The following is a 24,078-nucleotide window of genomic DNA, read 5'->3' as shown; positions in this document are numbered from 1 at the left end:
TAATACGGTAGTGTAAGAATTTGGCATAACACTATCTTGTTGCACTGGAGGCAAATGACGATGGAAGAGCATGAACACCGCCGTCGAAATCGCAAGCGAATCATTGGAATTGCGAATTTGGCGGTGGTTTTTATTTTGATTGGCGGCCTCATTATATGGGGCAGCATGCATAACGAGATCGGACAGACTGTTGAGGATGCGTCATTAGATGGAAATAACACGCAGGCTGCCGGTAAAGAAGGCGGACGCAAAGGGCAGAAGGCGGGAGGCAGACGCTCTGCAGCTATACCAACGGGTGAGCAGCTAGCGGAGGCTGCTGTTACGAAAAACGATTTGATGCAAACGTATGATACCGTCATTAAAGGCGGACGTGTCATTAATCCGGAGACCAAGCTGGACGCAATGATGAACGTTGGCATCATCGGTGACAAGATTGGAGTCGTAACGGCTAAGCCGCTAACGGGCAAGCTTACCATTGATGCATCCGGATTAATCGTCGCGCCGGGGTTCATCGACAATTTGTCCTATGACCCGAACCCACTTGGCGTATGGAACAAGATTGCCGATGGCGTGACAAGTAATATTGCTATGCATGGCGGGACGTCAACTCCGGACAAATGGTATGACTATTATGGCCGCAATGAGACGCCTGTGCATTACGGCGCCAGCTTCTTCTACTCGCAGGCACGCAATCAATTCCAATTGGGGCGGTACGACCGTGCGTCGGCGGACCAGATTGCTAAGTTGAAGGAACAGGCCGAGAAGGCACTTAATGATGGGGCACTTGGAATTTCATTCAGCCTTGAGTATGTACCCGGCATTCAAGCGGCAGAGATTATACCGCTCATGGAGCTGGCGCATGAATACAATGTGCCGGTCTATTTTCACGCGCGGTATTCGGATATGGAAGAGCCAGGAACGAATATTGATGGACTTAATGAGCTGATCGGTTATGCTCGTCAGACGGAAGCGGCTGTACATATTGATCACATTAACAGCACGGGCGGGACGTTCTCGATGACGCAGTCACTTGCACTTGTGGAGAAGGCACGTGCAGAAGGATTGGACATTACAGCATGCATTTACCCTTATGATTACTGGGGTACCTATCTAAACTCGGCAAGGTTTGACGAAGGGTGGCAAAGTCGCTTCCATATCACGTACAATGATCTGCAGCTGGCAGGTTCAACGGAACGGCTGACGAAGGAAACATTCATGCAGTATCAGAGAGAAGGCAAGCTTGCGGTCGCCTATGCGATACCACCTGAAGATATTGAGGAGTCGATCAAGCCGAGCTATGTGATGATTGGCAGCGATGCAATTCTGGAGCCAGGGCTGAATAATCATCCGCGGGCTTCGGGAACTTTTGCCCGAACGATCGGACTGTATGCACGTGAACGTGGTGTCATAACACTGATGGAGGCAATCGAGAAGACAAGTTTGTTACCTGCTCAGCGTCTCGAAAGGGAAGCTCCGCTGCTCAAGAAGAAGGGCCGCGTGGCGAAAGGGATGGATGCCGATCTCGTCGTGTTCGACTATAAGACGATTATCGACGAGTCAACGGTGGAGCATCCGGAGCTGTATTCATCAGGCATCAAATATGTATGGGTTGGCGGTCAAACGGCGCTCTCTAATGGTAAACTGAACCACAGCATACATGTAGGGCAGCCTATTAAGAGTCAATTCCAACGAGTCGATGGTACGATGGGTGGTCAGCTGGATTGGAACGGCAAGCAGTATCCGCTCTTGTCTTACAATGGACTGCAGTATGTAGATTTATACGCGGCTAGTGATCAGGGTTATGAAATGCAATGGGATAAGGTAAACCATCAATTTACGATTGTTCGAAATCAAAAACGGTCAGACGGCTCATCAACCTATAATGAAGCAATGGCGAAGTCAGCTAGTGAGCCTCCTGTAACTGGAACCTTAATGCTGGAACGCGGCTACGAGGCAACGATGAATGGAGCCAAGGTGGAATTACTGTCCGTTGGCGATCGGGCATATGCCCCCATCGACTCATTCATGAAACTGATTGGCACGAATGTCACAAACAATGGGATAACTTGGACGGTAAGTTAGCTCACAAACCTATAATAGATAGGCCAATAAAGGACCGATAATCGTACGGCAGGAAACATGTACCTGCTTACGATTATCGGTTTTTTTGGCTGAACAAGGCTCTTCCGACACATCCTATAGCCATCGAGGAAGCAGAACGTACAAATGGATTGAAATGTAAATATTTATACATTGATTTGTGATATTTTATAATTGTATAGTGAGAAATGCAGGCTAAATTTGAGGAGTGTAGGTGAATTAATTAGTAATAATTTACTGTAAATATTGTACAAACAAATAAATAAATATTTATCGGAATTATTGTTTATTTATTCAGCCGATGTTTTTTAGTCTCCTTGAAGCACTTGCATTTACGCAACTCCGTAACATCATGCATTACATTACAGAATTGGAGGATGTGCGACAATGAAGTTCAAGTTAGGGCTATCATCACTTGCTGCAGTTATGGCGATTGTCTTGCTCGTCAGCGGCTGCACACCAAAGGATGAAAACAAAGGAACGGAGACTGGGGAGTCTGGTTCTGGCGCTGCAACAAGCAAAGTATTCCGTATGAATATCTCGACGGAGCCACCTACGCTTGACCCAGCGCAATCGCAAGACCAAGTGTCGTTCACGGTACTGAATGGTCTGTATGAAGGTCTGACACGTAAAGATGAGAACGGTCAGAACATTCCCGGTATCGCAGAGAAATGGGACATTAGTGAAGACGGTAAAACGTATACGTTCCACCTGCGTGAGGATGCAAAATGGAGCAACGGCGATCCTGTAACGGCAGGCGATTTCGAATTCGCATGGAAACGTGCGCTCGATCCGGAGCTGAAGCCTGAGCCATCGGCTTATGCTTACCAGTTGTATTACATCGTAAACGCTGAGTCCTATAACACGGGTAAAGGCGCAACGGCGGATCAAGTCGGCGTTAAAGCGACAGACGATCATACGCTCGTTGTTAATCTGAACTCGCCAACACCTTACTTCCTAAGCCTGATGTCGTTCCAAACGTTCTTCCCGGTTCACCAATCGGTAAAAGACAACGAGGCTTGGGCAGCAAACGCATCGACGATCATCTCCAACGGTCCGTTCAAAATGGGCGAATGGCAGAAGAATACGTCGATCAAAATCGTACCGAACGAGAACTACTATGCGAAGGACGATGTGAAGCTTGCTGGCGTAGAGTTCTACGAGGTTGCAGACTCTGCAACGGAGCTGAGCATGTACCAAACCGATCAGCTCGACTGGGCGGGTAAGCCGACCGGCGAAATTCCAGCGGACCAACTGGAGTCGCTGAAATCGAGTTTGGCAGACGAGTTCAACCAAAAAGGTATCGCAAGTCTGTACTACTACCTGTTCAACACGACGGAAAAGCCATTCAACAACGAGAAGATTCGTAAGGCGTTCTCGATGGCGATCTCGCGCAAAGATATTACGGAGAAAGTAACCCGTGCAGGCGAGCTTCCAGCTTACGGCGTGGTGCCTCCGGGCATTGCCGGCGAGAAGGAAGAATACCGCACAGAAGTACCGGATACATTCTTCGAAGAGAACTACGATGAAGCGAAGAAGCTGCTTGCTGAAGGTATGGCGGAAGAGGGTGTTACGAAGCTGCCAGCAATCAAGCTGACGTTCAACACGAACGATAACCACAAAAAGATTGCAGAAGCAATTGCTGAAATGTGGCGTACAAATCTCGGCGTAGAAGTTTCGATCGAGAACCAAGAATGGGGCGTGTTCCTCGAGAACCGCAACAAGCTGAACTATCAAGTTGCTCGCGGCGGTTGGGGAGCGGACTACAATGACCCAATGACGTACATCGACTTGTTCACGTCGAAGAGCGGCAACAACAACACGGGCTTCGCAAGCAAAGAGTATGACGATCTTGTTGCGAAAGCTTATGCATCCACTGACGCAAAAGAACGCATGAGCCTCATGTCGCAAGCGGAAAAACTGCTGATCGACACGCGTGCAATCATGCCGATCTACTACTACAGCGACGTGTTCCTAGAGAAGAAAGGTTTCAAAGGGATCTTTATCGACTATAAAGGCGATATCGACTACACGCGTGGATACTACGAAGGTTAAGAGGGCTGATCGAACCGATCGGACCTGATGATTAGGTATGGTTCAATCAGAGCGGGATATGTGCGAGTACTAGGGCATATATCCCGTGGCTGTTTGAACGACCATTTTGGGGAGGCATTACCCACATGATACGTTTCTTGCTGAAGAAGCTGTTTTATATGGTCGTATCTTTATTCGTCCTTGCTTCGGCAACTTTTTTCTTAATGAAAATCATTCCTGGTAATCCATTCATGTCGGAGAAAGAAATTCCGAAAGCGATTCGAGCGATGCTCGAAGCGAAGTATGGCTTGGATAAGCCGCTCTGGTCGCAATATCTCACTTATCTCAACAATCTCATCCATCTTGATCTTGGGATGTCGATGAAGCAGCAGTACACTACTGTCTCTAGCATTATTGGAACCGGTTTCTTGTATTCCCTGCAGCTTGGTATATTCGCCATCATTCTGTCGGTTACAGCCGGCATTGTGCTTGGTATTATTGCAGCATTGAACCATCGCAAATTTCTCGACACGTTTACTATCTTCATTGCCGTATTAGGGGTGTCGATTCCGAACTTCGTTGTCGCATCCGGTCTACAGTATTTCTTAGGAGTCAAACTGCGTTGGTTCGACGTCGCTGGACTGAACGACCCGACCGACTATGTAATGCCGACTATCGCGCTCGCCGTGCTTCCGGCTGCTTTCATTGCGCGTCTGACGCGTTCGAGCATGCTGGAAGTGCTAACAGCTGACTATATCAAGACCGCTCGGGCAAAAGGGATGTCTGGACGCATCATTTTGTACCGGCATGCACTTCGCAATGCCATTCTGCCTGTTGTCACTTATATCGGACCAATGACGGCCAACATCATTACAGGCTCCGTAATCGTAGAGCAAATCTTCGGCATCGGCGGCTTGGGTAAGTTCTTCGTAAACAGCATCACGAACCGCGACTATACGCTTATTATGGGTCTGACGCTGTTCTACGCGGTTATTCTGATGCTAGCTCGTTTCTTAACGGATATTGCTTATGCATTCATTGATCCGCGCATCAAGCTGAGCAGCAGGAAGGAGGGGTAAGCGATGGCGACGATAGAAACAAAGCATGGACAAGCCGTTGATCCGCAAGGATTAACGAAAGCTGATTTTCAGAAGCTGGACCAGTCAGAGAAAAAAGGCGAAGTCGTTGTTCGAGAAAGTATTTCGGCATGGAAAGATGCATGGCTGCGTCTACGTTCCAATAAGTATGCGATGGCGAGCCTCATCATCCTGCTGCTCATCGTCTTCATGGCGATTATCGGACAGTCGATCAGCGGCCATGATTATCGGACGAACGATCTGATGGCAACGAACGAGAAGCCGTCCTCGAACCACTGGTTCGGAACCGACGACCTCGGTCGTGATATGTTCGCAAGAACATGGATGGGTGCGGGCATTTCGCTTCAGGTCGGCTTATATGCGGCACTCGTAGACCTTTTTATTGGCGTTATTATTGGCGGCATTATGGGTTACTTCGGCGGTAAAGTCGACGAAATTCTGAACCGTATTTGCGATATTCTCTATTCCATTCCGAGCATGCTCATCGTCATTCTGCTCATTGTTGTGCTGGAGCCGAGTATGTTCACCATCGTTATTGCGCTTAGTATTACGGGCTGGATTAGTATGGCCTGGATTGTTCGGGGTCAGATTATGCAGCTGAAAAACCAGGAGTATGTACTCGCTTCCCGCTCGCTTGGTGCAGGTCCGGGACGTATTCTGTTCCGTCACTTGATTCCGAATGCGATTGGTCCAATTATCGTTACGTTGACGATGACAGTGCCCAATGCGATATTCTCCGAGGCCTTCCTGAGCTTCCTGGGTCTTGGCGTTCAATCGCCAGCTGCATCGCTTGGTACGATGATCAACGACGCTTTGAAAGCAATGACAATCTACCCATGGCGGATGCTGTTCCCAGCTGTTCTGATCAGCTTGACGATGCTCTGCTTCAATATCTTTGGCGACGGTCTGCGTGACGCGCTCGATCCGAAGTTGAAGAAATAAATCAATGCATGAATGCATTTCAAATATAACTTTTAGGAGGTGGCAGCCATGGAACGAATATTAGAGGTAAAAGATCTGCGCGTGAACTTCAAAGTTCGCGGCGGTATCGTACAAGCGGTGCGCGGCGTAAACTTCCACGTGAATAAAGGGGAAACCGTTGCAATTGTCGGTGAGTCCGGCTGTGGCAAGAGCGTAACGGCCCAATCGCTTATGCGTCTAGTTCCTTCCCCTCCGGCTGTAACAACAGGCTCGATCCTATTCAAGGGCGAGGAGGTTCTGACGAAGTCGCTACGGCAGATGGAGAATGTCCGTGGTAAAGAGATGGGCATGATCTTTCAGGACCCGATGACTTCGCTTAACCCGACGCTTACGATTGGCAAACAGATTACAGAAGGTCTGGTCAAGCATCAAGGCATGAGCGCAGCTGCTGCGAAGCAGCGTGCGATTGAAATGCTGAAGCTTGTCGGTATTCCAAACCCTGAGTCGCGGGTCAATCAATACCCTCATGAGTTCTCCGGTGGTATGCGTCAACGGGGGATGATCGCGATCGCACTCGCGTGCAACCCGTCACTGTTGATCGCGGATGAGCCAACAACGGCATTGGACGTAACCGTGCAGGCACAGATCATGAATGTCATGAAGGATCTGCAGGTGAAGTTCGGCACATCGATTATTCTCATTACGCATGACCTTGGCGTCGTCGCTGACGTAGCGGACCGCGTTATCGTTATGTATGCAGGCAAAGTCGTTGAATCGGGCAAGACCCGTGATATATTCAAAAATCCAAAGCATCCGTACACACGCGGATTGCTCGAATCGGTACCTCGGCTTGACCAGAAGAAGGACGAGCCGCTTATTCCGATCTACGGCACACCGCCGGATCTGATTAAGCCGCCAGCAGGCTGCGCATTCGCGGCACGCTGCAAAGAGGCAATGCGAGTATGCTTGCCGAACGATCCGGCACTCGTATCGGTGGAGGGCGAGGATCATCGAGCCGCTTGTTGGCTCAATCATGAGCTAGCCCATCCAATCTCCAGCGAAGGAGGGGAAAGCGCATGAGCAAGGGGAATGCCAGCGCTGCAGCACCACTCGTGAAAGCCTCGAACGGCGATGCGCTAATCGAGATTCACGATCTGAACAAACACTTCAATCTGGGCGGCGGTCAAATTCTGAAAGCCGTCAGCGATGTTAACTTGAAAATCGGCCGTGGCGAGACGCTTGGCGTCGTTGGCGAATCCGGCTGTGGTAAGTCGACGATGGGACGGACGGTCATGCGTCTGTACGAGCCGACATCGGGCAATGTGATGTTCGACGGCAAGTCGTTGTATGATTTGAAGGGCTCGCAGATGAAAGCGGTCCGTCGCGATATGCAGATGATTTTCCAAGATCCGTATGCCTCGCTTAACCCACGGATGACGATTACGGACGTCATCGGGGAAGCGCTCGATATTCATAAGCTTGCTGGCAGTCGTGCCGAACGCAAGAAGAAGGTAGAGTCGCTGCTTGACGTGGTCGGTCTGAACCCAGACCATGCAACGCGTTATCCGCATGAATTCTCCGGCGGCCAGCGCCAGCGTATCGGTATCGCGCGTGCGCTTGCCGTGCAGCCAAAGTTCATCATTGCCGATGAGCCGATATCGGCACTCGACGTATCGATTCAAGCACAGGTCGTTAACCTGATGCAGGATCTGCAGCGGCAAATGGGACTGACGTACTTGTTCATCGCGCATGACCTGTCGATGGTGAAGCACATCAGTGACCGCGTAGCCGTTATGTATCTCGGTCGCGTCGTTGAGCTGGCGGAGAGCAGCGAGCTGTACGCTAACCCGGCGCATCCCTATACACAAGCGCTGTTGTCCGCGATTCCGATCCCGGATCCGGATATTGAGGCAGAGCGGGAGCGTATCGAGCTGAAGGGCGAGCTGCCTAGCCCGATTAACCCGCCAAGCGGCTGCCCGTTCCGTACGCGCTGCCCGCTCGCAACCGAGAAGTGCGCCAAGGATACGCCAGCGCTCGCGGAAGTGAAGAAGGGCCATTTTGCAGCCTGTCATTATGCCTCGGTTTAACAGCTTCGGCCCAATAAGCCTAGCCAGTGCTACGGCATAATAAAAACACCTTTAAGGGTTACTCATCCATGTCTGATGAAATGGAGATGACCTTGAAGGTGTTTTTATTTTGGACCAGTTAGAAAGGATAGGTTTACTGTTTACTGCCATCGGACGGCGCTACTGCCGCCAGCACTGCAGCTTACCTCTCCGTAATGAGGAGAGTTCGGAGATAGATCGTATGAACAGAATTGTTGTTCTACTTGATAGTACTGTTTGTTTCTCTTGATGTGGTACACGACGTTTGGCAGTGGAGGGACATCTATGTAGTCGAGATTGAGCGTTACTTTAATATCTGCAAGGTCCGAGTCATCGATATCGATGATTTTAAAATCTGCTAGGGCAGACTCTTCACGGTCTCCCGAATCCTTAATGGACGTAAAATAACGATTTATCATTTGTTTTGACATTTCCGCCGGGTTTATTAGCATCTCCTCAGCGTTTTGCTCCTCGGCTGTTACTGATGAGCTGCTCAGATCAGACTGAGCGTGGGCGACACTGACACAGGTCAAAGCAACTAGTGAAGCGAGCGACATCAGGACTGCTTTATTTCGGATCATATCATACACCTCTCACGATTTCTCTGTACCATTCTTAAGGAAGGACTTCAATATTGACGGTATTCTGGTAAAAAAAGTTTCATCTAATCCGAGTTATTATATCCATGTCTAAGGCTGCCGAATATGTGTGAATGCTTGTGCTCATAGGCATCTAAGCATGTTTATTATCGTCGAATGATCGGGGGAATAGCTGTTACTGGCCGAAGCGCCTACCGATGCGCCCCATGTGTACGATTTCGGATTTATGCTATAATGAGCTGTAAAGCTTTAGTGAATGCTCACCCCTGAAGTCTGACGCTTTGTTCTGAAGTGAAGGAGGATCGGTATGCGGGGTACGGAACGCGAAATGGATGTGGCGAAGCGCGCACAGACAATCGACTGGTTGAAGACGGAGATCGTGGATCAGATGGCTCGATTGTTCAGAGCGTTGTGGGAAGGAAGCACGGCTAGGCTGACAGACAGTCTGGCGAGTCTGATTTCCAGCAGCTATGTTCTTGGCCGGCGCTTAGGTCTCTCCTACAAGGAGCTCGATGACGCGGTACTCGCTAAGCTTCGCAAGCTTTCACAAGAAGGTCATACGTTGGAAGACGATTATGGCGATTTATCGCGACTGGAAGATCATATTCGCAAGAGGTGAACGGGTTGAACACCGGCAAACATTCGCTACTCTGGAGTGCAGTTCTTGTACTACTGATGCTCTCGATGGCTGTGCCATTCCTTAACGTTATTTCCATTATGCTCATGATGGTTCCTTATGTGGTGCTGTATGCATCGCTGTCACGTCGGGCTTTCGCGGCTCATGTCGCGGTTGTATGGGCTCTATCGTCCCTGCTGCTCGGATGGCTTGCCCCGCTGCTGGGACTATTTTTCATCGTGCCGGCTATTATTATGGGGCATTTGATTGTGAAGCAGTCACCGCCAGGACGCGTGCTCGTATCCGGCATTCTGTCGCTGCTTGGTATCATGCTGCTTGAGCTGCTGTTATTCAATCTTATCTTCGATCTGTCGTTAATCGGCGAGATGGGCGACCAGATGCGAGAAATGACTAATTCCTTGCAAAAGGAAGGGCTGCTGCCAGCAGAATGGACCGCAGATTTAACCGATTCCCTCGTGAAAATGGTTACGCAATCGGTACCTGTTGTTATCATGACGATTTCGTTCGTGTACGCAGCGGTAACGCAATATATTAGCCGCGCTGTTCTTAACCGCCTAGATATGCGCATTCCATCGATGCCTAAGGCGCATGATTGGAAGCTGCCGCGTGTTATGGTGTTTTACTATTTGGTCGCTCTGGTGCTCAGCATGATTATTGTGTCCGACGATTCGTTCTTGTCGGTAGCGCTGCTGAACCTTGTGCCGCTTCTGCGGCTGGCATTCACGATTCAGACGATTGGCTTCTTCTACTACATTGCGCAGCAGCGAGGATGGTCGAAGATCGTACCGCTCATTATTGGGGTAATCGTGCTGATGCTTCCGCCGCTCAGTCTTATTGGTCTGCTGGACACAGCCTTCCCGATTCGGAAGGCGTTCGAGAAACGATGACACGGGAGCGGAGAAGAAATGCCTAAGTTTCTAGTTAAGCGATGGCACGGAATGCACCAGCTATGGGCATTCGTGCTGCTGCTGCTCCTGTCGACCGCACTCACCTTCTTCAATTGGGTGATCGGGCTGGCGGGACTGATCTTAACGATTTCAGTAGGTGTTTATGCCATCTACGCGGAGCGGGCTTTCCGCCGCGATCTGAAATCGTACCTTGGGACGCTGTCCTATCGGGTGAAAAAAGCGGGCAGCGAGGTTATTAGCGAGCTGCCGTTCGGTATTATCATTTATGATGATGAGCGTATTGTGGAGTGGAACAACGCTTATGCGGCGCGTATTTTCGACAACGATTCGGTTGTTGGCATGCCGCTTGGTGAGCTGTTCCCATCCATGAAAGAGAGCAAGAACAACGAAGGCATCTATGAAGTAACGCTTGGCAGCCGCGTGTTCGAGCTTAATTTCAAGAGCAAGGAACGGATGGTCTACATCCACGATATTACGCTCATGTGGCAATTGGCCCGCAGGCATGAGGATGAGAAGCTCGCGCTTGGCGTTGTGTTGATGGATAATCTCGATGAAGTGACGCAAGGCATGGACGATCAACAGCGGACGACGCTGTTGTCAAAGGTTACAACCGAGATTACCGATTGGGCGCAAAAGTACCATACGTACTTAAAGCGGCTCAGCTCGGATCGCTTCCTGATCATTACCGATCTGAAGACGCTCAAGCAGTTGGAGCAGAGCCGTTTCGAGCTGCTGGATGAGGTTCGTGAGATTACGGTTGAGAACAAAATTCCGGTGACGCTCAGTATCGGCTTCGCAGCCGGTGCTGACTCGATAACGGAAATCGGCCAGTGGATGCAGACAAGTCTCGATATTGCGCTTGGACGCGGCGGTGACCAAGCAGCTGTGAAGGTAGGCGAGCGCCAATCGTTCTACGGCGGCAAGTCCAATGCGGTCGAGAAGCGGACGCGGGTACGCGCACGCGTCGTCGCTCACGCACTGCGGGACATGATTCGTGAGAGTACGAATGTCGTCATTATGGGTCATCGGATGCCGGATATGGATGCGATCGGCGCAGCGATCGGCGTACTGAAGGCGGCTCAGCTGTTCAATAAAGAAGCGTACATCGTGCTTGAGGGAATTAACCCTGCGATTCAGCGGATGATGGAGATGCTCAAAGAGGACGAGCGGATCATTAAGCGATTCGTCTCGCCGGAGCAGGCGCTTCATCTCGTGGAGTCGAAGACGCTGGCGGTTGTCGTCGATACGCATAAAGCTTCGATGGTGAAGGAACCTAGACTGCTGCAGCAGACCGATCGGATCGTGGTCGTGGACCACCATCGTCGGAGCGAGGAGTTTATCTCGAAGTCGACACTCGTCTACATGGAGCCATATGCTTCATCGACATGCGAGCTCGTGACCGAGCTTCTGCAATACATTCATGAGCGTGTATCGATTGATGTACGCGAAGCAACGGCGCTTCTCGCAGGCATTACGGTTGATACGAAGAGCTTCTCGCTTCGAACAGGTGCTCGTACGTTCGAGGCGGCATCGTTCCTTCGTCGCAACGGCGCCGATTCGATGCTCATTCAGCGAATGCTGAAGGAAGACCTGGAAGAGTATATTCTGAAGGCTGACATCATTAAGCATGCAGAAATACTGTATGACCATATCGCGATCGCGGTGACGGAGCCGGGTCGCAAATATTCGCAGCTGCATATTGCGCAGTCGGCGGACACGCTGCTCAATATGACAGGGATCTACGCATCGTTCGTCATTAGTGAACGGCCGGATGGCCTCATCGGCGTCAGCGCCCGTTCGCTTGGCGCGATGAACGTACAAGTCGTGATGGAGCGACTTGGCGGCGGCGGCCACTTGACGAATGCGGCTGCGCAGCTGGAGTGCGGCGTGCGAGAAGCATCAGCGCGGCTGCGCAAAATTTTGGAAGAGATCGAGAAGGAAGAGGGGCTATTCGAATGAAGGTTATTTTTCTGCAAGACGTAAAGGGACAAGGCAAGAAGGGCGAAGTTAAAGAAATCTCGGAAGGCTACGCACGCAACTTCCTGCTGCCGAAAGGCCTCGTGAAGGAAGCATCGGCGGGTAACATTAACACGTTGAAGGCGCAACAGAACTCCGAGGTAAAGCGCAAAGAGAAGGAAAAGGAAGACGCGCAGGCACTTGGCGTTCGTCTGGCGGAGCTGACGGTGGTCATTAAAGCGAAGGCTGGCGAAGGAGGCCGACTGTTCGGTGCAATTACAAGTAAGCAAATTGCGGAAGCGCTCGAAGCACAGACGGGTGTAAGAGTCGATAAACGGAAAATCGAGCTCGCTGATCCGATTCGTACACTTGGCGTGACGCAAATCCCGGTGAAGCTTCATCCAGAAGTGAAGACGACGCTGAAAGTACAAGCGGCAGAAGAGTAATCAAGCAAGCCTTTTGAAGGCAGGCTGTAATAGAAGGGCAGTCCGCTCGCGGAGTTAGGCGCATGGGTTATCAGCGCCGGCCGCGGGCGGCTGTTCGTTAGAGGGACAAGTGTTGCACCATAGATAAAAGCAGGGTGACTTTGAGCTTGATGTAAGGAGGATATTCCATGGGCATGAACCCGGATGAATTAGCGTTTGACCGTATACCGCCGCAGAACCTGGAGGCCGAGCAGGCGATTCTCGGCGCCGTCCTGCTGCAAGGTGAAGCGCTAATTACGGCGATGGAGCGGGTGAAGAGCGACGATTTCTACAGCGCAGCGCATCAGCGTATCTTCGAAGCGATGGTCGAGCTTGGCGAAGGCGGACAGCCAATCGACCTTGTTACGCTGACTGCCTACCTGCAGGATCGCCAGATGCTCGAAGAAGCGGGCGGCATTACGTATCTAGCTAAGCTAGCGAATGCGGTCCCGACTGCGGCGAACGTGGAGTACTATGCACAGATCGTCGAAGAGAAATCGATGCTCCGCCGGCTCATCCGCACCGCAACGAATATCGTATCGAGCGGCTATGCGGCAGAGGATGATGTCGGTGCGCTGCTTGGTGAAGCTGAGCAGAAAATTCTTGAGATTTCGAACCGCCGTTCAAGCAGCGGCTTCATCTCGATCCGAGACGTGCTCATGGAAGTATTCGAACGGGTTGAGATGCTCTACTCGAATAAAGGTGGATCATCCGGTATTCCATCGGGCTTCTCGGATCTCGATAAGATGACGTCGGGCTTCCAACGCAGCGACTTGATCATCGTAGCCGCCCGTCCTTCCGTAGGTAAGACGGCATTCGCACTGAACATCGCACAGAACGTAGGTGTGCGGGCGAAGGAGACGGTCGCGATCTTCAGTCTCGAGATGAGCGCGGCGCAGCTCTGCCAACGTATGATTTGTGCCGAGTCGAACGTAGATGCAGGTAGGATGCGTACCGGTTTTCTTGAAGGCGACGACTGGGAGAAACTGACGATGGCGATCGGCTCGTTGTCAGAGGCAGAGATCTACATCGACGATACGCCGGGTATTACGGTAGCGGATATCCGTGCGAAGTGCCGGCGGCTGAAGAAAGAGCGCGGGCTTGGCATGATTCTAATTGACTACTTGCAGCTCATTCAAGGCCGCGGCAAAGCGGGCGAGAATCGGCAGCAGGAAGTATCCGAAATCTCGCGTACGCTGAAGCAGATTGCCCGTGAGCTGGAAGTCCCGGTTATTGCACTGTCTCAGCTGTCGCGGGGCGTAGAGCAGCGGCAGGACAAGCGCCCGATGATGTCTGACCTTCGTGAATCGGGCTCGATCGAGCAGGATGCCGACATCGTTGCGTTCTTGTACCGCGACGATTACTACGATAAAGAATCCGAGAAGAAGAACATTATCGAGATCATTATCGCCAAGCAGCGGAATGGTCCCGTAGGTACAGTAGAGCTGGCGTTCTTGAAGCAGTTCAACAAGTTCGTTGGTCTCGACCGGACACATCAAGAGCCGGCTTCGTAACGGTAAGATAGCAGTGGATTGGAAGGCCCGATGCAGCATAAGCGTCGGGCTTTTTGTTTGCATATTTTCATTGCTCATAAAATCATCTTCGCTCGCAAATAATAATCCAGAATAGAATGAGATGGACGGAGAGTTGTATCATTTCCGAACATTCACATAGAGCACTGTATAATCGTTCGCGTTTTAATTGACTTTGAGCGGTGCGGCTGATACACTAGTCATGCTGCCTTCAGTTCGATTGCGGCCTTGGTTCTGCCTGTCTACATGACCCTAACATAATGGTCGAGGACGAAGGACGAGCTGGCGGTTGATCGGAGTTGGCAATCATTTTCGGTGCAAGTCAGCATCGGGCGGGGGTATGATCATGTCTACGGTTGTTGTTGTCGGAACGCAGTGGGGAGACGAAGGGAAAGGCAAGATTACCGATTATTTGGCGGAAGGTGCCGACGTCGTCGCTCGTTACCAAGGCGGTAATAATGCGGGTCATACGATTCTGATCGGTAACAAGAAATATAAGCTTACGATGGTTCCTTCGGGCATCTTCAATGAGAATAAAACGTGTGTCATCGGCAACGGTATGGTAATCAATCCATCAGCTCTTATCGATGAAATTAACTATATTCATGATAATGGTTTCAAAACGGATAACCTGAAAATCAGCGATCGCGCGCACGTCATCATGCCTTATCACCTCGTGCTCGACGGTCTGGAAGAAGAGCGCAAGGGCGATAACAAGATCGGTACGACGCGTAAAGGTATCGGCCCAGCGTATATGGATAAAGCAGCACGTAACGGCATTCGTATTGCCGATCTGATGGACGCTGAAGAGTTCACGCAGAAGGCAACGCGCCTGGTCGCGGAGAAAAACCAAGTGATCCAGCAAGTGTATGGCGGCGAGCCGCTTGACGCTGCTTCGATCATCGCTGAATATCTTGGTTTTGCGGAGAAGCTGCGTCAGTATGTAACGGATACGTCCGTTGTTCTGAATGACGCTATTGATTCGAACCAAAAAGTACTGTTCGAAGGCGCACAAGGCGTTATGCTCGATATCGACCAAGGTACGTACCCATACGTAACATCGTCGAACCCATCGGCTGGCGGCGTGTGCATCGGCTCCGGCGTAGGTCCTTCGAAGATTCAACAAGTAATTGGCGTTGCAAAAGCGTACACGACGCGCGTTGGCGACGGTCCATTCCCTACGGAACAGGACAACGAGACGGGCGCATGGATCCGTGACCGCGGCCATGAGTACGGTACAGTTACAGGCCGTCCACGCCGTGTAGGCTGGTTCGATACGGTTGTTGTTCGCCACGCTCGCCGCGTCAGCGGTATTACGGGCCTGTCGCTCAACTCGCTGGACGTATTGTCCGGTCTTGAAACGGTGAAAATCTGCGTCGCTTACAAATGCCGCGGCGAGATCATTCACCACTACCCAGCTTCCCTGAAGCTGATCTCGGAATGCGAAGCTGTGTACGAAGAGCTTCCAGGCTGGAGCGAAGATATCTCGGACGCGAAGACGCTTGAGGATCTGCCAGAAAACACGCGCCGTTACGTAGAGCGCGTATCCGAGCTGACGGGTATCCCAATCGCTATCTTCTCGGTTGGCCGCAACCGTGAGCAAACGAACATCGTACGTCCAATTTACTAATATTTCGTAGCTAAATAGCTTGAATGATTGAACAACAGGCAACCGAAGCCGCGCTTCGGTTGCCTGTTTTTGTTTGCCCTTGATCTCCCGGGGGCCCAGTGAGAATAAGTGTGGTAAACCCACACCTAATCCTTGTATTCGCTTCTTTATCGACCGTTAAGCGCACCAAAACCACACTTAACTCGATCCCTGGCACGTAAATTAGCATCTAGCGTGTAATTAAGAGATGTTTAGCTATACTTAATCTCCCAACTATATAACCTAATCAGGAATAAGTATGATTTAGCATTACTTATTTGATAATGAGCTCGAAAGAAAGCTATGCCCCGTGGGGCACGCGTCCCCAAGCACGCAGTAACCTACACGCACCTCAGTCCTGCCACCGCCCATCTCCGGGGTCCAGGGGTCGGAGACCCTGGGGCCCTCCCTAGCAGGGAGGGTTTGGGTGGGTAGAAATCTGTTAAGTAGGCAGTAAATAAAATGGGGTTCAAGGGGCGGAGTCCCTTGAATCCTCCCTTGAGGGAGGATTTTCAGAGAGGTGGTTATACCTTCCCTTCTAGCTGACCATACTGGTTGTAGACGTAGACGAGTACGCCAGAGATAGAGAGTGTTCAATAGTCCGTAGGAGCGGTCATAAGAGGATACGGAGGGAATAAGCATGTGGAAAATGTTCGGCTGGGTCGGCCGCGCGATAGCCGTTGGCCTGATCGCCAGCTTTTTGTCTATATGGACAACGGGTTATATCGTCAATAGTTACGTAGAGTCGCTGCTGAAGCAGTATAATATGCCGCTGGACGTGCAGCCATTCGCCTTATCGGGTGTATGGGGCAAGCTGTGGGGAGCGGATCCGGTTTCGAAGGATAATACCGGGATTGCCGATGCGGACAGCTCGGCCCACGATGACGATCAGAATTCAAGCGATACTAGCAGCGAAAATAGCTCGAACAGCGCGAATGGCGTCGGAGACGACAAAGGCAGTTCGACAACGGATGAAAGCGGCGCGACAACCGGGACTGGAGATGCATCGAGTAAGGACGCAAGCGGCACATCAACGGATGACGCTAGTACCTCGGGAAGCAGTTCAGCTAGCGGAACGGATGAAGATCCTGTTGCAATAGACGCGTTTGGTCAAGAAGAAGAGGGCGCGATAACAGGAGTCGGCGGCGGTACGGGACCTAAGGCGGAAGCGGGCGCAACAGCGGTGACGACGGAGGAATTGACAGAGGCCAAGAATCAGCTTAGTGACGCGGATAGAGACCAATTATTCGAGATGTTGGCGACGAAGCTGCCGCAGGAAGCATGGCAGACAATTTCGACTTATACAGAGGATGGGCTGACCGAAGGGGAATTGACGAATATCCAACAAATTGTCGCACAGTATCTAACGGAGGAACAATATAAGCAGTTTATGGACATTCTGAAAAAATATTAATCCTTTTGTCGAGGCGAATTATTTGCTTCCAACTTTTTTACTATGGTACAGTAAAGAGCGTGAACATTCGGAGTGAATGTTGCGCTTTTTTTGTTGAAAACTCTAAATATATCCAATCCATGCCAACGAGACTATAAGAAGTAGATAAGAGAAGGAGATTGTCATGACCGTTAACAAGGATTCCAAGCCGGGCAATGCCGGATGGCAAACCGTATTGCGGTTGTACCGGTATGTTCGGAAAGCAGCAGTATCAGCAGTAAAAGCCCCAGAGGGAGCATCCGGTAACCGATATCGTAGAGTCGCATTGACTGCGGCCCTTGTCGGTGTTGTTGGCGTGCTTGCAGTGGCAGGCGGCAAACAATACGTAGAAGCAAATACGGTAGCTTACTATAATGTGCTGATGAATGACCAGGTGGTCGGTTCGGTAGACAAGCCTGAATCGGTAGAAGCCATGCTGCTCAGCAAGGCAGAAGAAGTAAAGAAGGCCCATCCTGATGTGAATATGGTCCTAGATACAGATAAGGTGTCCTATGAGCCAGCAAGCGGCTATAAGGCGGAGCCAGAGACGGAAGCGACGATTACGAAGCTGGAGGGCATGCTCACTTCTTACGCAACCGGCGTTGAGGTGAAAGTCAACGGCGAGGTCATCGGAGTCGTGAAGGACCGCGAGACGGCTGACCGCATTATGGAGAAGGTTAAGGATAAGTTCACGCCACAGACAAGCAAGGATGGCGAGGTTACGGCGCTGGCATACAGCGACGATTCGGATACAAGCTCAGAGCGCAAGTTGAAAAAGGTTGAGATCATCGATGAAGTCGATCAGACAGCTGTAAACACTGATCCGGAGAACATATTAGACGAGACGACGATGTATCAGAAGCTCGTTGTTGGCAATTTGACAAGCACCCAATATACGGTGCAAGAAGGCGATTGCGTCGGATGTATTGCGCAGAAGATGGACATTCCGAAGCAGGTCATTTATGATAACAACCCTTGGATCGAGGATGATCTGATTAAGGTTGGTGACGTCCTGGATCTGACGGTGAAGAAGCCGGCAGTGACGGTTCGTACAGTCGAGAGTGTAGCGGAAACGATTGCAACTGATCCTCAAGTCGTATATCGGACGAGCGCGAACATGAAAGTCGGCGAGACGAAGGTGCTTCAGCAAGGCAGCGGCGGCAAGAAGCGTCTTACCTACCGACTGACGAAGGACAATGGTTATTTGGTGAGCGAAGAGCTGATCGGATACGAGATACTGAAGAAGGGTACTCCAAAGATCGTTGTGAAGGGTACGAAGGTTGTACAGGGCGAAGGTTCAGGCGTATTTGCTTGGCCGATCAGCAGCCACACGCTGTCGAGCAGCTTCGGCAAACGCTGGGGCAAGATGCATGAAGGCATCGATCTCGTTGGCAGCAGTACGATTATGGCAGCGGATGATGGCGTCGTTGAATTCGCAGGAGAGAAGAGTGGTTACGGCAATTGTGTCATTATAAATCATAAGAATGGTTATAAAACGTTGTACGGACACATGAAATCGATCTCCGTGAAAGAGGGAGAGATCGTGGAGAAGGGCGATAAGATCGGTGTGATGGGCAACACAGGCCATTCGACGGGCACGCATCTTCACTTCGAGATTCAGAAGAACGGCGTTGTACAGAACCCGCTCAAATATTTGTAAGAGAAGAAAGCATCGCGTATCGGCTAACCGCCGGAATGCGGTGCTTTTTGTTTTTAACATCAGATGGGTAAGTATAGAACGGGGATTATGTACGGCTGGTTGAGACGAGGCGGGAGGAGAACGTGCGTTTAGGGTCGTGATAGTGGCGGCAGGTAAGATTGCGATTGATCGAAGTGAGCATTGTCTGAAAAGGACGTACGGCTTAAGCGAGGACTAGCTGGGATGTGACGGGAACATGGAAGCGGGGGATGGAATTACACGGCGCTGCGTTCGATTCTCATTGCATGCTGAGGGATGAGTACGGGCTTCGGCTGCATGTCGTGTGGATCGCGGTCGACCGATTTTTCCGACAGAAGGCTGCTGTTCTGGCTGAGTGCGGCTGCAAGTACAATAGCTGCTGCAGCCGTCTGGACGAGGCGGTTCATTCGGCGGCGGTTCGTTTTGTTCATGATAGGTAGACACTCTCACTTTCATTATGCAGGTTGATCGGTTTGAATGACTTCATTGTAGAGCACAATGTTCAACAGAGTATGAAAGGAATGTTAAATCTAGATTAGAATCGGAAGCGAATTGTTTCTTCGTACATGAAAGAGTTTTCATTGGGACTGCAGGGACGGGTATGGTAAAATGGAACTGTTAGACGTATGAGAAACTATTACGGGCGGGCGGTGAAGCCATGCACGGCAAAATATTAGTAGTAGACGATGAACAGCCGATTGCTGACATCTTGAAATTCAACCTCGAGAAAGAAGGCTACGAGGTTATCTGTGCCTTCGATGGCGGCGAGGCGGTACGTCTCGCATATGAGGAACGTCCAGATTTAATGCTGCTCGATCTGATGCTGCCAGTAAAGGATGGCATGGACGTATGCCGTGAAGTACGGGCAGCGAGTCTCCAGCTGCCGATCATTATGCTGACGGCGAAGGATACGGAGCTCGACAAGGTACTTGGCCTAGAGCTTGGCGCCGACGATTATGTGACGAAGCCATTCAGCACGCGAGAGCTGCTGGCAAGAGTGAAGGCGCATCTGCGCAGGCAGAAGAAGGCGAGCGAAGCGGTTGCGGAAGCGCAGACGGCTGCTGCTGATGCTGCGGTAGCGAATGGTGCTGTTGAAGCGGAGCAGAGCAAGAACGGGCTGACGATTTTCAACCTGTTTATTGATACAGATATGTATGTCATTTATAAAGATAACGAACCGCTCGACCTGACGCATAGGGAGTATGAGCTGGTCTATTATTTGGCCCGCAATAGCGGGAAAGTCATGACGCGCGAACATCTGCTTCAGGCGGTATGGGGCTTCGAATATTTCGGTGACGTACGGACGGTCGACGTGACGGTGCGGCGTATTCGGGAGAAAATCGAGGACGATCCAAGCCGGCCGGAGTACATTCTGACTCGACGTGGTCTCGGTTACATGATGCGTAATCCGAAATCAGGCGGCTTCGGGTTTGCATGAACGGGATTCGGTTGTTCCGCACGGTTCAGGTTAAGCTGATTATTATCTATGTGCTGCTCATCCTCATTGCGATGCAGCTCATTGGTGTCTATTTCATTAGTACGGTCAAGAATTCACTGACCGAGAGCTTTACGAGCAACCTGAAGGATCAAGCGAATCTGCTGTCGGAGATGGCGGTGCCTACGCTGTCTGGCAAGGTGGCGAGTCGAGATGACAAGCCTTCGGATTCAGCAGAGCTGAGCAACCTGGTGCGCAACCTGTTCTCCATTAGCGAAGCGGAGATTCAGGTGCTTGACAGCAGCGGTAAAGTATTGGCAACGTCCGACGCTTCCCACCAGTCTTATGTTGGCAAGAAGAACACATCGTTGGCGGTTACGCGGGCGCTGCAGTCGATTCGTGATAACGAAGAAGAGATTATTGACGAAGACAATGTTCGGAAGAAAATCATTGCCCAGCCGGTCATTTATGAGGGCGGCCGGGTCATAGGTGCCGTATATATCGTTGCTTCGATGAACGATTTGTACAGCACAATGGATCGCGTTAATCGAATCTTCGTAACAGGCACGCTGCTCGCGCTTGGCTTGACGGGTGTACTCGGCGTTCTGCTGGCACATACGATTACAAGCCCGATTAAGACGCTGACTCGGTCTGCTGCAGCTATTGCTGAAGGTCGATTCGATCAGCAGGTAAAGGTGCTCGGTGATGACGAGATCGGCCGATTGAGCGAAGCGTTCAACGATATGACGAACCGCCTGCGCGAGGCGCTGTCGGTCAACGAAGAAGAGCGGGACAAGCTCGCTTCTGTACTTGCGAACATGAGTGACGGTGTCGTTGCAGCGGATCAGAGCGGGCATGTTATCGTATCGAACCGCCGCGCGCTGGAGCTGCTGGATGTAACCGAGTGCGAAGGCGAGCCGCTGACACAGCTCCTTGGCTTATCGCAGGAGGATATGACAGAGCTGCAGAAGACAAGCGGCTCCCGTCTGCTTTATCAAGAAAGCGAGGACGGCAGCGAATGGCTGCTGCGTGTGACCTTCACGCCGGTGCATCGTCGTGACAAAGGTACGACGAGCACGATCGTTATCCTTGAGGATGTTACCGAGCAGGAGAAGCTGGAGCAGTCGCGCCGGGAGTTCGTTGCGAATGTATCCCATGAGCTGCGGACACCGCTAACGACAATTAAGAGCTATGCAGAGGCACTGGATGAAGGTGCTCTCGATGAACGTCAGCTGGCCGATCGGTTCGTGAACGTTATTCGTAATGAAACCGAACGTATGATTCGTCTTGTTACGGACCTGCTGCACCTGTCGCGATTCGATTCGAATCAAGCGCCGCTGCGGCGGAGCTCGACGAATCTGCCTGAGCTGCTGGAGGAAGCGGCTGACCGGTTCGCGTTCCAGATGAATCAGAAAGAGATTCAGTCGGAAGTACGCATTGAGGATGGCGTTGGCTCCGTCTGGCTGGATCGCGATGGCATTGATCAAGTACTCGATAATTTGCTATCCAATGCAATCAAATATACACAAGGCGGCGGCAGCATTGTGCTGACGGCTCGCAGGCCAGATGCACATTCGGTCTCCATCAGCGTTAAAGATGCCGGCATAGGCATTCCGAAGAAGGACATGGGGCGCATATTCGACCGGTTCTATCGGGTCGATAAGGCCCGTTCCCGCAACATGGGCGGCACAGGTCTAGGTCTATCAATTGCCCGGGAAATAGTACGAGCCCACGGCGGGACAATCTCGCTCGACTCCGAGCTCAATGTAGGTACGACGGTAACGTTCACGCTGCCGACGCCTGACTTGAAGGAAGGGGGCGAGTCCGCATGATCGAGAAGATGAAGACGGTCATTCTGAGCGTGCTCATCGTCCTGAGTTTGCTGCAAAGCTACTGGCTTGCTTACAGCATGCCAGGTCTTGCTGCGAGAGTCCGCACGGGTATCGACTACGTAAATACGGAGCAGATGGGGGCGGCCGAGCAGATCGAGAACGTTATTTTTCCCGAATCGATCGTTCTTCATATGGGGCAGTCGGAGCATACGGTGCTGTATCCACCGACGAACTTTTATGATCTCGTGTTCCGCAAGATTCAGGCGGTTGGGTTCAAGAGCTTTACCCGCTACGCAAAGTCGAGCTATGACTGGAACCAAATCCGCGACAAGAAGAAAGGCGTCGAGCTTCGGTTCGATGGTGTGCCAGTGGCGCTGCTCGGCAAACTGATGAAGCTGGAGGGCGATCTGGTGTTTATGGCAGACCGGATCGATCGGATCTGGATCTACATGGACGAGGATACCGAACTGGTGCATGCCTTCTTATTCAGCTCCGATGGGCGTACGGTGTATGAGGCATCACGAACAGATGTAACAGCGCGGGATGTCGAGGAGTATATCGGCTTCGGCCAATACGGCACATCGTACAAGCCGGATGGCGATATTTATTTGCCAGAGATTTCGATCGAAGCGGTAGAAGCGGTGGTCGGCTACAAAACGTACCCACCGGAGCAAATGCAGCGCAGCTTGTTCTCCGATCCGGGTACGACGCGGACACTGGAGAACTTGAACGGCGCATTGATTTTCACCGATGGCAAGCGCGGTTTGCAGATTGAGCAGAACGGCAAATGGGCGATTTACACGAATCCGGCTGCTCCGCAAACGACGCAAAACGATATAACAGAAAACGTACTCGCTTCGCTGCAATTCGTTAACGAGCATGGCGGTTGGGATGGTCTGCATCGTTATGTGCCAGTTAGTTCAACAACAAGCGCAGGTACGACGACCGAAGATGGACGCACGGTGCTATTCCAGCAATACTACGGTGCGTATCCGATCCTATCGGACGATCTGTACAAATTCGGCTACATGCGGCTGTTGCTGCAGCAGGGTGTCGTAACCGAGTATGAACGTTCATTAATGACACTAGACAGCGTTGCTCAATTGAAGACAACACGCTGGCTGCCAGGCGGCGAGATCCTGCAGTCCACACTGCGGGCAATGGATAACCGAAGCGAGATCCGGTCGGTATATCCGGCTGTACGCGTAAACCCGTCCTCGGACGGACAGAGCCTGTCGCTTGAACCGGTCTGGGCGGCTCGTTATGCCGACGGTACGCAGCGTATTGTTATGAGCGCACAACCTGCAGGTTATGATGGCGTTGCAGAACGTCATCAATGGCAGCTCGAGCAGCAGCAGAAGAACAAGACGGCAAGCAACGTCAAAAGCACTAGCGGAGTCGGGATTACAGGCGGCAGTGGTCGTTCGAACACATCGGTCGGCGAGTTATCGACGCTGGAGCAAGAGACAGCGGCCGTTGACCAAGAGGAAGCTCTCGAACAAGAGCAGGACCAAGCACAAGAACCGAATCAGAGTCCGATGCAGCCGTAATGGTTATAAAGCGGACGTTCTGAAGAGCTCGAGTAATTACATTAAGACAAGCAACGGCAGGCGGATGATGAAGGTCCAGCTTTACGAACAGTGGAGCATGAGCCTACATGGTCCGCCTCGTTCGCGGCACAGGGCTGATCACCAGTATTG

The 24,078-nt window shown here is 51.4% G+C and carries 19 protein-coding genes; 17 read left to right on the top strand and 2 right to left on the bottom strand.

Annotated features, from left to right (window positions below; genetic code table 11):
• Positions 1-60: 60 nt before the first annotated feature.
• From DFQ01_RS02705 to DFQ01_RS02680, 6 genes are all read left to right on the top strand, one after another.
• On the top strand, positions 61-2,082 hold the full coding sequence (locus DFQ01_RS02705; RefSeq protein ID WP_110042323.1) for an amidohydrolase family protein: 2,022 nt from the start codon (positions 61-63) through the stop codon (positions 2,080-2,082).
• A gap of 405 nt (positions 2,083-2,487) precedes the next feature.
• Entirely contained in the window at positions 2,488-4,155 is a 1,668-nt protein-coding gene (locus tag DFQ01_RS02700; RefSeq protein ID WP_110042322.1) for a peptide ABC transporter substrate-binding protein, read from the top strand.
• Positions 4,156-4,280: 125 nt separating this feature from the next.
• On the top strand, positions 4,281-5,213 hold the full coding sequence (locus tag DFQ01_RS02695) for an ABC transporter permease (protein WP_110042321.1): 933 nt from the start codon (positions 4,281-4,283) through the stop codon (positions 5,211-5,213).
• 3 nt (positions 5,214-5,216) lie between these two features.
• Positions 5,217-6,173 carry an ABC transporter permease gene (locus tag DFQ01_RS02690; protein WP_110042320.1) on the top strand — a complete coding sequence of 319 codons (957 nt, stop codon included), beginning with the start codon at positions 5,217-5,219 and terminating at the stop codon, positions 6,171-6,173.
• 48 nt (positions 6,174-6,221) lie between these two features.
• A complete protein-coding gene (locus DFQ01_RS02685) occupies positions 6,222-7,232 on the top strand; it encodes an ABC transporter ATP-binding protein (RefSeq protein ID WP_110042319.1) in 1,011 nt (336 codons plus the stop codon).
• Entirely contained in the window at positions 7,229-8,239 is a 1,011-nt protein-coding gene (locus DFQ01_RS02680; RefSeq protein ID WP_110042318.1) for an ABC transporter ATP-binding protein, read from the top strand. Before DFQ01_RS02685 ends, DFQ01_RS02680 begins: the two co-directional genes overlap by 4 nt.
• Positions 8,240-8,379: 140 nt before the next feature.
• Here the strand turns inward: DFQ01_RS02680 and DFQ01_RS02675 are convergent, their stop codons facing one another.
• Positions 8,380-8,838 (bottom strand): hypothetical protein, encoded by a 459-nt coding sequence (locus tag DFQ01_RS02675; protein WP_110042317.1) that lies wholly within the window; start codon positions 8,836-8,838, stop codon positions 8,380-8,382.
• Between the two features lie 325 nt (positions 8,839-9,163).
• Here DFQ01_RS02675 and DFQ01_RS02670 point away from each other — a divergent pair, with 325 nt between their 5' ends.
• The 8 genes from DFQ01_RS02670 to DFQ01_RS02635 all read left to right on the top strand — a co-directional run bounded on the left by DFQ01_RS02670 (position 9,164) and on the right by DFQ01_RS02635 (position 19,093).
• Positions 9,164-9,475 (top strand): MazG-like family protein, encoded by a 312-nt coding sequence (locus DFQ01_RS02670; RefSeq protein ID WP_110042316.1) that lies wholly within the window; start codon positions 9,164-9,166, stop codon positions 9,473-9,475.
• Between the two features lie 5 nt (positions 9,476-9,480).
• The gene (locus DFQ01_RS02665; RefSeq protein WP_110042315.1) at positions 9,481-10,380 is read left to right on the top strand and encodes a DUF2232 domain-containing protein; all 900 of its coding nucleotides are present in this window, start codon (positions 9,481-9,483) and stop codon (positions 10,378-10,380) included.
• A gap of 18 nt (positions 10,381-10,398) precedes the next feature.
• On the top strand, positions 10,399-12,360 hold the full coding sequence (locus DFQ01_RS02660; RefSeq protein ID WP_110042314.1) for a DHH family phosphoesterase: 1,962 nt from the start codon (positions 10,399-10,401) through the stop codon (positions 12,358-12,360).
• On the top strand, positions 12,357-12,803 hold the full coding sequence (gene rplI / locus DFQ01_RS02655) for a 50S ribosomal protein L9 (protein WP_110042313.1): 447 nt from the start codon (positions 12,357-12,359) through the stop codon (positions 12,801-12,803). The genes DFQ01_RS02660 and rplI overlap by 4 nt, the downstream gene beginning before the upstream one ends.
• Before the next feature lie 167 nt (positions 12,804-12,970).
• A complete protein-coding gene (gene dnaB, locus DFQ01_RS02650; RefSeq protein ID WP_425452342.1) occupies positions 12,971-14,335 on the top strand; it encodes a replicative DNA helicase in 1,365 nt (454 codons plus the stop codon).
• Positions 14,336-14,699: 364 nt separating this feature from the next.
• A complete protein-coding gene (locus tag DFQ01_RS02645; RefSeq protein WP_110042312.1) occupies positions 14,700-15,983 on the top strand; it encodes an adenylosuccinate synthase in 1,284 nt (427 codons plus the stop codon).
• 658 nt (positions 15,984-16,641) lie between these two features.
• On the top strand, positions 16,642-17,415 hold the full coding sequence (locus DFQ01_RS02640; protein ID WP_110042311.1) for a hypothetical protein: 774 nt from the start codon (positions 16,642-16,644) through the stop codon (positions 17,413-17,415).
• 163 nt (positions 17,416-17,578) lie between these two features.
• Complete coding sequence (locus DFQ01_RS02635; RefSeq protein WP_110042310.1) at positions 17,579-19,093, top strand: M23 family metallopeptidase; 1,515 nt, start codon at positions 17,579-17,581, stop codon at positions 19,091-19,093.
• A gap of 254 nt (positions 19,094-19,347) precedes the next feature.
• Here DFQ01_RS02635 and DFQ01_RS02630 read toward each other — a convergent pair whose 3' ends face one another.
• A complete protein-coding gene (locus tag DFQ01_RS02630; protein WP_110042309.1) occupies positions 19,348-19,542 on the bottom strand; it encodes a hypothetical protein in 195 nt (64 codons plus the stop codon).
• Between the two features lie 227 nt (positions 19,543-19,769).
• Here DFQ01_RS02630 and yycF point away from each other — a divergent pair, with 227 nt between their 5' ends.
• From yycF to DFQ01_RS02615, 3 genes are read left to right on the top strand one after another with little or no spacing between them, the layout of a single operon-like run.
• A complete protein-coding gene (yycF, locus tag DFQ01_RS02625) occupies positions 19,770-20,549 on the top strand; it encodes a response regulator YycF (RefSeq protein ID WP_110042308.1) in 780 nt (259 codons plus the stop codon).
• Entirely contained in the window at positions 20,546-22,378 is a 1,833-nt protein-coding gene (gene walK / locus DFQ01_RS02620) for a cell wall metabolism sensor histidine kinase WalK (protein WP_110042307.1), read from the top strand. Before yycF ends, walK begins: the two co-directional genes overlap by 4 nt.
• A complete protein-coding gene (locus tag DFQ01_RS02615; RefSeq protein WP_110042306.1) occupies positions 22,375-23,928 on the top strand; it encodes a YycH family regulatory protein in 1,554 nt (517 codons plus the stop codon). Before walK ends, DFQ01_RS02615 begins: the two co-directional genes overlap by 4 nt.
• The last annotated feature ends 150 nt before the right edge of the window (positions 23,929-24,078 follow it).

The organism is Paenibacillus cellulosilyticus (genome assembly GCF_003182255.1).
GTDB lineage: Bacteria > Bacillota > Bacilli > Paenibacillales > Paenibacillaceae > Paenibacillus_T > Paenibacillus_T cellulosilyticus.
Note: the sequence above shows the minus strand (reverse complement) of the source record. Positions and strands in the feature narration are given on the sequence as shown.

Bases quoted from the DNA above. Each gene is read 5' to 3' on its own strand.
- DFQ01_RS02705 (WP_110042323.1), top strand. From the start codon at position 61: ATGGAAGAGCATGAACACCGCCGTCGAAATCGCAAGCGAATCATTGGA.
- DFQ01_RS02700 (WP_110042322.1), top strand. From the start codon at position 2,488: ATGAAGTTCAAGTTAGGGCTATCATCACTTGCTGCAGTTATGGCGATT.
- DFQ01_RS02695 (WP_110042321.1), top strand. From the start codon at position 4,281: ATGATACGTTTCTTGCTGAAGAAGCTGTTTTATATGGTCGTATCTTTA.
- DFQ01_RS02690 (WP_110042320.1), top strand. From the start codon at position 5,217: ATGGCGACGATAGAAACAAAGCATGGACAAGCCGTTGATCCGCAAGGA.
- DFQ01_RS02685 (WP_110042319.1), top strand. From the start codon at position 6,222: ATGGAACGAATATTAGAGGTAAAAGATCTGCGCGTGAACTTCAAAGTT.
- DFQ01_RS02680 (WP_110042318.1), top strand. From the start codon at position 7,229: ATGAGCAAGGGGAATGCCAGCGCTGCAGCACCACTCGTGAAAGCCTCG.
- DFQ01_RS02675 (WP_110042317.1), bottom strand. From the start codon at position 8,838: ATGATCCGAAATAAAGCAGTCCTGATGTCGCTCGCTTCACTAGTTGCT.
- DFQ01_RS02670 (WP_110042316.1), top strand. From the start codon at position 9,164: ATGCGGGGTACGGAACGCGAAATGGATGTGGCGAAGCGCGCACAGACA.
- DFQ01_RS02660 (WP_110042314.1), top strand. From the start codon at position 10,399: ATGCCTAAGTTTCTAGTTAAGCGATGGCACGGAATGCACCAGCTATGG.
- rplI (WP_110042313.1), top strand. From the start codon at position 12,357: ATGAAGGTTATTTTTCTGCAAGACGTAAAGGGACAAGGCAAGAAGGGC.
- dnaB (WP_425452342.1), top strand. From the start codon at position 12,971: ATGGGCATGAACCCGGATGAATTAGCGTTTGACCGTATACCGCCGCAG.
- DFQ01_RS02645 (WP_110042312.1), top strand. From the start codon at position 14,700: ATGTCTACGGTTGTTGTTGTCGGAACGCAGTGGGGAGACGAAGGGAAA.
- DFQ01_RS02640 (WP_110042311.1), top strand. From the start codon at position 16,642: ATGTGGAAAATGTTCGGCTGGGTCGGCCGCGCGATAGCCGTTGGCCTG.
- DFQ01_RS02635 (WP_110042310.1), top strand. From the start codon at position 17,579: ATGACCGTTAACAAGGATTCCAAGCCGGGCAATGCCGGATGGCAAACC.
- DFQ01_RS02630 (WP_110042309.1), bottom strand. From the start codon at position 19,542: ATGAACAAAACGAACCGCCGCCGAATGAACCGCCTCGTCCAGACGGCT.
- yycF (WP_110042308.1), top strand. From the start codon at position 19,770: ATGCACGGCAAAATATTAGTAGTAGACGATGAACAGCCGATTGCTGAC.
- walK (WP_110042307.1), top strand. From the start codon at position 20,546: ATGAACGGGATTCGGTTGTTCCGCACGGTTCAGGTTAAGCTGATTATT.
- DFQ01_RS02615 (WP_110042306.1), top strand. From the start codon at position 22,375: ATGATCGAGAAGATGAAGACGGTCATTCTGAGCGTGCTCATCGTCCTG.